This window comes from Terriglobus sp. YAF25, assembly GCF_052113305.1.
Taxonomy (GTDB): domain Bacteria; phylum Acidobacteriota; class Terriglobia; order Terriglobales; family Acidobacteriaceae; genus Terriglobus.
The window spans coordinates 1-7,260 of the sequence record NZ_JBFRCY010000152.1 but is presented as its reverse complement, the minus strand read 5'-3'; the positions used below and the strand labels follow the sequence as shown (position 1 = coordinate 7,260).

Genomic DNA, 7,260 nt, shown 5'->3' with positions numbered 1-7,260 from the left:
GTGGACAAGGTTGCCGACCCCTACACCAGCGATCGTACGGTGACGCGTGCCAGCGCCTCCGCCGGTGCCTATGTGCAGTGGTTCTCCAAGTCCGCTTATGCAGCTCCGGCTGCCGGGACCTATAGCGCCACGCAGAGAAACTCGGTACGTGGCCCGGGTCTTGGAACGGTCGATGCCTCGTTGGTGAAGAACACCGCGCTGTACGAGGGTGTCAAGCTTCAGCTCCGTGCGGAGATGTTCAACATCTTCAATCGTCTGAACCTCGCGGCTCCGAGCGGTAGCTTCACCTCGGGCAACTTCGGCCGCTCGACCACAACCGTCGGCGACGCTGCCGGTGCACCTGGCATCGGTTCGGGCGAGCCCTTCAACGTGCAGTTCGCTGCGAAGATCATCTTCTAACACTGCAATTATCAACAAGTTGCGAAGGGCCGGAGGATTCTCCGGCCCTTCGTACGTTTGTATCTTTTTCTCTATCTCACGCGTCTTATAACCCGCAGGAGGTTCGCTATGCGTTGGTTACGATTCGCGCTGATGGGTGTATTGACCGCTACCGCGGTCGCACAGGTGGAAGGTCCGGTCTCAACCTCGGCCCTGGTGCGCGTTGAGGATAAGCGTGGGCCGGAAGCTCCGCATATCGACATCTCTCAGGTCAAGGTGAAGTTCGGTGATGATGATCGCCGTGTCACGGCGTGGAATCCTGTTCTTAGCGGGTCGGGGCATGGGCAGGGAACAGGTGTGGAGCTGGCAATTCTGATCGATGATGGTCTGCAGAGCAGCTTCGGGCGCATGCTCGGCGATATCCAGAGCTTTATTCAAGCTCTGCCTCAGGATGTCGCGGTGACGGTCGGCTACATGCAGAACGGCCGTGTCGTTACGCCGCAGGGATTTACTACCGAACATGATATGGCTGCCAAAGCGATTCGTCTGACACAGGGACTTCCTGGAGCAAGTGCAAGCCCCTACTTCTGTCTCTCGGACTTCGTAAAGAACTGGCAGCCCAATGGCAAGGCGCATGTCGTTCTGATGATCACCAGCGGCGTCGATCCCTATAACGGCAGCACGAGCCCACTGAACCAGAGCAGTCCGTATGTGGATGCAGCCAAGAGCGATGCGCAACGTGCGGGTGTCGCGGTTTATTCCATCTACTTCACCGGAGCGGCAATGCGCGGCATGCAGGCGTCTTTCAGCGGCCAGAACTACCTAACGGACGTCGCGGCTGCCACTGGCGGAACGGCCTACTATCTCGGGACAGGAGACCCGCCCAGCTTCAGCCCGTTCCTTAAGCGGTTTAGTGATGCGCTTTACGATACCTATCGCGTGGAGTTCGAAGGCGGAGGAAAGGGTCTACAACGGTTCAAGGTGTCGGTTGAGGGAACCAAGGTCGCCGGCCCAATGATGGTGGAGGCTTCACCGCGATAGAGTATTTCCCCTGTAGGTGTTGTGTAGGGATTCCCTATCTATGGGCGTTTTCCGCAATGAAAACGCCGCCGCACACCTCTTCCGGGATACCCAGCAACAGGGAAAATACTCTAAGACAACGATGAGGGCAACAAATGGTCTTTGCCACCAAACGGTGGTTCATTCTCCCGGACACAGTAGTCTAAGGAGACTGGAGTTCTCCTTTTTGACCGCAGATATGACCATGAAAGCCCTTGTTGTCGACAGCTTTGAAACCGGAGCATTCCGGATCGCCGAAGTCCCTCAACCCCAGATTGGTGACCATGACGTACTGGTACGTGTTCATGCCAGCGGCGTAAACCCAATCGACAGCAAGATCCGTACCGGCAAGGCTCCGCACGGCGGGATGACCGCTCCGTGCATCCTGGGCACAGATATGGCCGGTGTGGTGGAGGCTGTAGGTATCGGTGTCTCTGAGTTCGAAGTTGGCGACGAGGTGTACGGTCTTGCCGGCGGAGCCGGTGGCATCCAGGGATCGCTGGCGGAGTACATGGCCGTCGATGCCGACCTGATTGCTCCGAAGCCGAAAAGCCTGAGCATGCGCGAGGCTGGGACTCTACCTCTGGTCTCGCTTACCGCGTATGAAGGTCTCGCAGACCGCGCGCAGGTGCAGGCTGGTGATCGTGTCCTCGTCACCGGCGGCGCAGGTGGCGTCGGTCATATCGTTGTGCAGATGGCAGTCTCCGCGGGCGCGGAGGTCTTTGCGACCGTCTCAGAGTCCAAGGCTGAGATTGTTCGAGGCTATGGCGCAACGCCCATCGATCGCGATGAGCCGGTGGATCAGTATGTGCAGCGCCACACAGGCGGTGTGGGATTCGATGTCGGCTATGACACGGTCGGTGGYAAACCCCTGGACGACTGTATGGCAGCGATTCGTAATTATGGCCGAGTGGCCAGTTGCTATGGATGGGGAGCACACGATCTAAAAGCACTCTCGCGTCACGGCGCCAGCTACTCAGGCGTCTTTGTCCTGTTGCCTCTGATTACTGGAGAGCGTCGGAGCCACCATGGATGGATATTGCGCGAAGTAGCTCGCATGGTAGAGCGGGGGAAACTCCGCCCCATCGTCGATGAGCGTCGCTTTACTTTCGAGACCGCGCTCGAAGCGCATGAACTTGTCGAGAGCGGTCAGGCGAACGGAAAGATTGTGATTGATGTCGTTTAGAAGGTTTTGCTCGACCCAAAGATATGCGGCCGAAATGAGTGGAAGAAAGTCGATTGATTACTAAACGCAGCTTTTGAGTGGCACATGGTTGTGCTTATTTCGGGTGCCCCACCCCTCGCAACGCTAGGGTGGGTTCGATGGCACGGGACTCTAAACGACGAGAGGAATGTTGTAACTCGACCACTGCCACATTTCGGGCAAAGGAACGAGCCCTCGTACGACAGGGTTGTTATGCATGTAGTCGAGCTTTTCTCGAATCTTCGCCGTAGTGAGAACGTTGAAGTCGTAATAGCGGGGTAAGCAGAATGGTTTCTGCGGAGAGCGCTTTGCGACTGAGACTTTAAGGGCTTGAATGAAGGTCCAGAGAGCTACTTCTTCTTTTTCTTTGGGAATGGCAATCAGCAGGTGGACATGCTCTGGCATGATGACATAGCCGATGACCTCAACCTGGTACTTCTGACTGGCAGACCACAGGGTCTCCAAAAATAGATCCTTTGCCGCAACGGTTCCTAAATACGGACGCCGACCATCGCAACTAAAGGTCACGAAATGAACCTCAGCTGTATGACGGGCAAGTCCTAATGRCATGAGGAGATTGTAGGTTAACCGCGCTGATTGCCATCGAACCCACCCTAGCGTTGCGAGGGTGGGGCACCCGGTATAGAGAGGCTTTCTCGTTGGTTTTCCTCCGAGATGGTGATGTCGATGACAGATAAAAGCAGAAAGGCCCCGGAAACCGGGGCCTTTCTGTGCCTTTGCGCCAAAGGCGCGATTCGCCGTCCGCGCAGGACCTAGTACATGCCGTCCATGCCGCCGCCGTGGCTGTGGCCACCGGCAGCCGCAGCAGCCTTCTCGGGGATCTCGGAGATCAGAGCCTCGGTGGTCAGCAGCAGGCCGCTGATGGAAGCAGCGTTCTGCAGGGCGGTGCGGGTTACCTTGGTCGGATCGATGACGCCGGCAGCAACCAGGTCCTCGAAGACGCCTGTGGCTGCGTTGTAACCCTGGTTGTCCTTGCCTTCCAGGATCTTGCCGACAACCACTGCACCCTCTTCGCCGGCGTTGCCGACGATCTGGCGCAGGGGCTCTTCGATGGCGCGACGGATGATGGTGGCGCCGATCTTCTCATCGCCTTCGAGGGTCTTGATCAGAGCGTCGACATCTTTGGCGCAGCGAACCAGAGCGACGCCGCCGCCCGGAACGATGCCTTCTTCAACGGCAGCGCGGGTTGCATGCATTGCGTCCTCAACGCGAGCCTTCTTCTCCTTCATCTCGGTCTCGGTAGCAGCACCGACCTTGATGACGGCAACGCCGCCAACTAGCTTGGCAAGGCGCTCCTGCAGCTTCTCGCGGTCGTAATCGGAGGTGGTCTTCTCGACCTGCGCACGGATCTCACGTACACGGCCTTCGATCTCGGTGTCCTTACCAGCGCCGTCGACGATGGTGGTGTTGTCCTTGTCGATGGTCACGCGCTTGGCGGTGCCCAGATCCTCGAGCTTCACGCTCTCGAGCTTGATGCCGAGGTCTTCGGTGATGGCGCGGCCACCGGTCAGGATGGCGATGTCGCCCAGCATGGCCTTGCGGCGGTCACCGAAGCCAGGCGCCTTGACGGCGGCGACGTTCAGCGTGCCACGCAGCTTGTTGACGACCAGGGTCGCCAGGGCCTCACCGTCGACGTCCTCTGCGATGATGAGCAGCGGCTTGCCGGTACGGGCAATCTGCTCCAGCAGGGGCAGCAGGTCCTTCATTGTGGAGATCTTCTTCTCGTAGATCAGGATGTAGGGGTTCTCGAGAACGGCTTCCATGCGCTCCGCATCGGTGACGAAGTAGGGCGACAGGTAACCGCGGTCGAACTGCATGCCCTCAACGACGTCGAGCTGTGTCTCCATGGTCTTGGACTCTTCCACGGTGATCACGCCATCCTTGCCAACCTTCTGCATGGCGGCAGCGATGATGGAGCCGATCTGCGAGTCGGAGTTGGCCGAGATGGTGCCGACCTGGGCGATCATGTCGCCGGAGACCGGCTTGGAGAGCTTGGCTAGAGCGCCGCCCTCAACCGAGCCGTCTTCCTTGCGCTTGCCCACGATGGTCTCGACAGCCTTGTCGATGCCGCGCTTCAGAGCAGTAGGATTCGCGCCGGCGGCAACGGTCTTCACGCCCTCGCGATAGATAGCCTGCGCCAGAACCGTGGCGGTGGTGGTGCCGTCACCGGCAACGTCCGAGGTCTTCGAGGCCACTTCCTTCACGAGCTGGGCGCCGACGTTCTCGATCGGATCCTTGAGCTCGATCTCCTTGGCAACTGTCACGCCGTCCTTGGTGATGGTCGGAGAGCCGAACTTCTTCTCGATAACAACGTTGCGGCCCTTGGGGCCCAGGGTGACCTTCACTGCGTCGGCCAGCGTGTTCACGCCGCGCAGAATGGCCTGGCGGGAGTCTTCACCGTGCAGGATTTGCTTTGCCATATTTCTTTTCCTCTAGTTCGTTAGCCCGCAGAACGGGCGAGATAGGATTTCGTCCATGCCCGACGATGGGGCAGGGGATACGAATCGGTTGTGAGGATTTACTTGACGATGCCGAGGACTTCTTCCTCGCGCATAATCAGGAACTCTTCTCCGTCGAGCTTGATCTCGGTGCCGGAGTACTTGCCGAAGAGGATCTTGTTACCCACCTTCACATCGAGCGGGAAGACCTTGCCCTCATCGTTCGACTTGCCCTTGCCCACTGCGATAACCTCGCCCTGCGAGGGCTTTTCCTTCGCTGAATCGGGGATGATGATGCCGCCGCGCAGAGTCTCACCCTCTTCTACGCGCTTGACCAGAATGCGGTCATGCAGCGGAGTAAACGTCGTCGATGCCATGTGTTGACTTCTCCTTGGAATGGTTGGTCCGGCGGAATTAGCACTCACGCCTTCCGATTGCTAACGATATGCAAATGGGAAAGCGAAGTCAAGTTGTGGAGATTAAATATGAGTGAAACGCGCTCATATTACTTCAGCATTCTTGCTGGGAGCTATCGAACGATATCCTCCCCCGTCTTATGGGGGCGGAAGTACAATAACGTCAGCTTTTTGAGGGGCTCCAGGATGCGGTTTGCAGGTGTTGTAGTGTTGGCGGCGGTAATGGCGGTTACGGGCGTGAGCGGAGCCCAGGACAACCATGATGATCGACATGGGCGTAAGTACAAGGCGCCGCCGGAGACCTCGCGTATTGAAGTTCTGGTGGTGAAGGACTTCAACGGCAAGCCGATTCAGAATGCGGCCGTGATCTTCCGTCCCATGGAAGACGGTCAGCCGAACGGAAGCTATGAGGTGAAGACCGGACCCGACGGTAAGGCGACGATCGATGTTATTCCGCGCGGAGCGACCGTAGTGCTGCAGGTGCTAGCGACCGGGTTTGCCAGCTATGCCAAGGAGTACCAGGTAGCAGAGGCGAATAAGGCGATCGAGGTACGCGTTATTCGGCCGCGGGAGCAGGTCTCTGCGTATCAGGACCACGGCGACAAGGAGTCGCAGCGTAAGGCTGGCGTACAGGAAGCGAACCGGCCGAAGGACAGTAAGACGAACAATACTCCGGACAACAAGACGAACAATACCTCGTCGCCGAAGTAATCATGATGTTCTCGAACGGGCCGCCTGTGGGCGGCCCATTTGCTTTGTTGCGAAGTTTCGGGGTCCCCAGCGAACTTGTTCGCAGGGGTGAAGTTTTGGCTGTTTGCGCCGTTTTCCGCGAAGAAACGGCATTCGCAGATTTTCCAAACCTACAGTTTTAGGAGAAATGCTCTAATTCCGGCATGGGTCTGCTTTCAGGGAAGCGAGCGCTGGTCACCGGGGGCGCCAGAAGAATCGGTCGTGCGATCGCGTTGGAGCTGGCGCGTGCGGGTGCGGATGTAACCATCACCTACCGGGAGTCTGCTGCCGAGGCCGAGCGTGTGGTCTCGGAGATCAAGGCGTTGAGTGTTGCGGCCTATGCCATCTCCTGCGAATTACGTCTGCCGCAGAGCGTGCGGGAGGCGGTGCATCGGGCGGCGGAGACGATGGGCGGGTTGGACCTACTGGTAAATAATGCGGGCCGCTTTGAAACGGCAGCCCTTGAGCACCTTACAGTCGAGCAATGGGACGCCATGGCAGAGACCAATACGCGTGGACCATTTCTGGTAGCCCAGGCGGCGTTTCCATATCTGAAAGCCAGTCGTGGACGCATCGTGAACATCGGCTCCATGGGAGGTCTGCATCCCTGGGCGACGCACGCGCATTACTGCACCTCCAAGGCGGCGCTGCACATGCTGAGTCAGACGATGGCCAAGGCCTGGGCTCCGGAGATCAGTGTGAATTGTGTCGCGCCGGGAATGATTGTCTTCGGCGAGGTGGAGGCTGAGTATCAGCATTTCGCCGAACGTACCCCGATGAAGCGCAACGGGAGCGCTGAAGAGGTAGCCGCCGCGGTGCTCTTCTTCGCGACTGGACCGCATTTCATTACCGGGCAGCTAATCAGCGTCGACGGGGGACTGTCGCTGTAAAGACGAGTTGCTAGAGCAATTCTCCTAATACTGTGGTGTTGGAGAAATCTGCGAATGCCGTTTTCTTCGAAGGAAAACGGCGCAAACTGCAAACGCTTCGCTCTACACCTTTAGGAGAACTGCTC

7 protein-coding genes and 1 pseudogene are annotated in these 7,260 nt (G+C 58.2%); 5 read left to right on the top strand and 3 right to left on the bottom strand.

Annotated features, from left to right (window positions below):
• The 3 genes and pseudogenes from AB4043_RS08375 to AB4043_RS08365 form a co-directional block, all read left to right on the top strand.
• A pseudogene (locus AB4043_RS08375) lies at nucleotides 1-399 on the top strand (TonB-dependent receptor); the annotation flags it as partial.
• A 108-nt stretch (nucleotides 400-507) separates the two neighbouring features.
• A complete protein-coding gene (locus AB4043_RS08370) occupies nucleotides 508-1,419 on the top strand; it encodes a hypothetical protein (protein WP_442303251.1) in 912 nt (303 codons plus the stop codon).
• Nucleotides 1,420-1,642: 223 nt separating this feature from the next.
• Nucleotides 1,643-2,623 (top strand): zinc-dependent alcohol dehydrogenase family protein, encoded by a 981-nt coding sequence (locus AB4043_RS08365; protein ID WP_442303252.1) that lies wholly within the window; start codon nucleotides 1,643-1,645, stop codon nucleotides 2,621-2,623.
• A gap of 150 nt (nucleotides 2,624-2,773) precedes the next feature.
• Here AB4043_RS08365 and AB4043_RS08360 read toward each other — a convergent pair whose 3' ends face one another.
• The 3 genes from AB4043_RS08360 to AB4043_RS08350 form a co-directional block, all read right to left on the bottom strand.
• The gene (locus tag AB4043_RS08360) at nucleotides 2,774-3,211 is read right to left on the bottom strand and encodes a transposase (protein ID WP_442306843.1); all 438 of its coding nucleotides are present in this window, start codon (nucleotides 3,209-3,211) and stop codon (nucleotides 2,774-2,776) included.
• 203 nt (nucleotides 3,212-3,414) lie between these two features.
• A complete protein-coding gene (groL, locus tag AB4043_RS08355) occupies nucleotides 3,415-5,082 on the bottom strand; it encodes a chaperonin GroEL (protein ID WP_442303254.1) in 1,668 nt (555 codons plus the stop codon).
• A gap of 98 nt (nucleotides 5,083-5,180) precedes the next feature.
• Nucleotides 5,181-5,477, bottom strand: coding sequence for a co-chaperone GroES (locus AB4043_RS08350; RefSeq protein WP_442303255.1), 297 nt, complete (start codon nucleotides 5,475-5,477; stop codon nucleotides 5,181-5,183).
• Between the two features lie 225 nt (nucleotides 5,478-5,702).
• On the opposite strand from AB4043_RS08350, the gene AB4043_RS08345 reads away from it, so the two are divergent.
• Both AB4043_RS08345 and AB4043_RS08340 read left to right on the top strand, forming a co-directional pair.
• Nucleotides 5,703-6,227, top strand: coding sequence for a carboxypeptidase-like regulatory domain-containing protein (locus AB4043_RS08345; protein WP_442303256.1), 525 nt, complete (start codon nucleotides 5,703-5,705; stop codon nucleotides 6,225-6,227).
• A 182-nt stretch (nucleotides 6,228-6,409) separates the two neighbouring features.
• Nucleotides 6,410-7,135, top strand: coding sequence for an SDR family NAD(P)-dependent oxidoreductase (locus AB4043_RS08340; protein WP_442303257.1), 726 nt, complete (start codon nucleotides 6,410-6,412; stop codon nucleotides 7,133-7,135).
• Nucleotides 7,136-7,260: the final 125 nt, after the last annotated feature.

Bases quoted from the DNA above. Each gene is read 5' to 3' on its own strand.
- AB4043_RS08370 (WP_442303251.1), top strand. From the start codon at position 508: ATGCGTTGGTTACGATTCGCGCTGATGGGTGTATTGACCGCTACCGCG.
- groL (WP_442303254.1), bottom strand. From the start codon at position 5,082: ATGGCAAAGCAAATCCTGCACGGTGAAGACTCCCGCCAGGCCATTCTG.
- AB4043_RS08350 (WP_442303255.1), bottom strand. From the start codon at position 5,477: ATGGCATCGACGACGTTTACTCCGCTGCATGACCGCATTCTGGTCAAG.
- AB4043_RS08345 (WP_442303256.1), top strand. From the start codon at position 5,703: ATGCGGTTTGCAGGTGTTGTAGTGTTGGCGGCGGTAATGGCGGTTACG.
- AB4043_RS08340 (WP_442303257.1), top strand. From the start codon at position 6,410: ATGGGTCTGCTTTCAGGGAAGCGAGCGCTGGTCACCGGGGGCGCCAGA.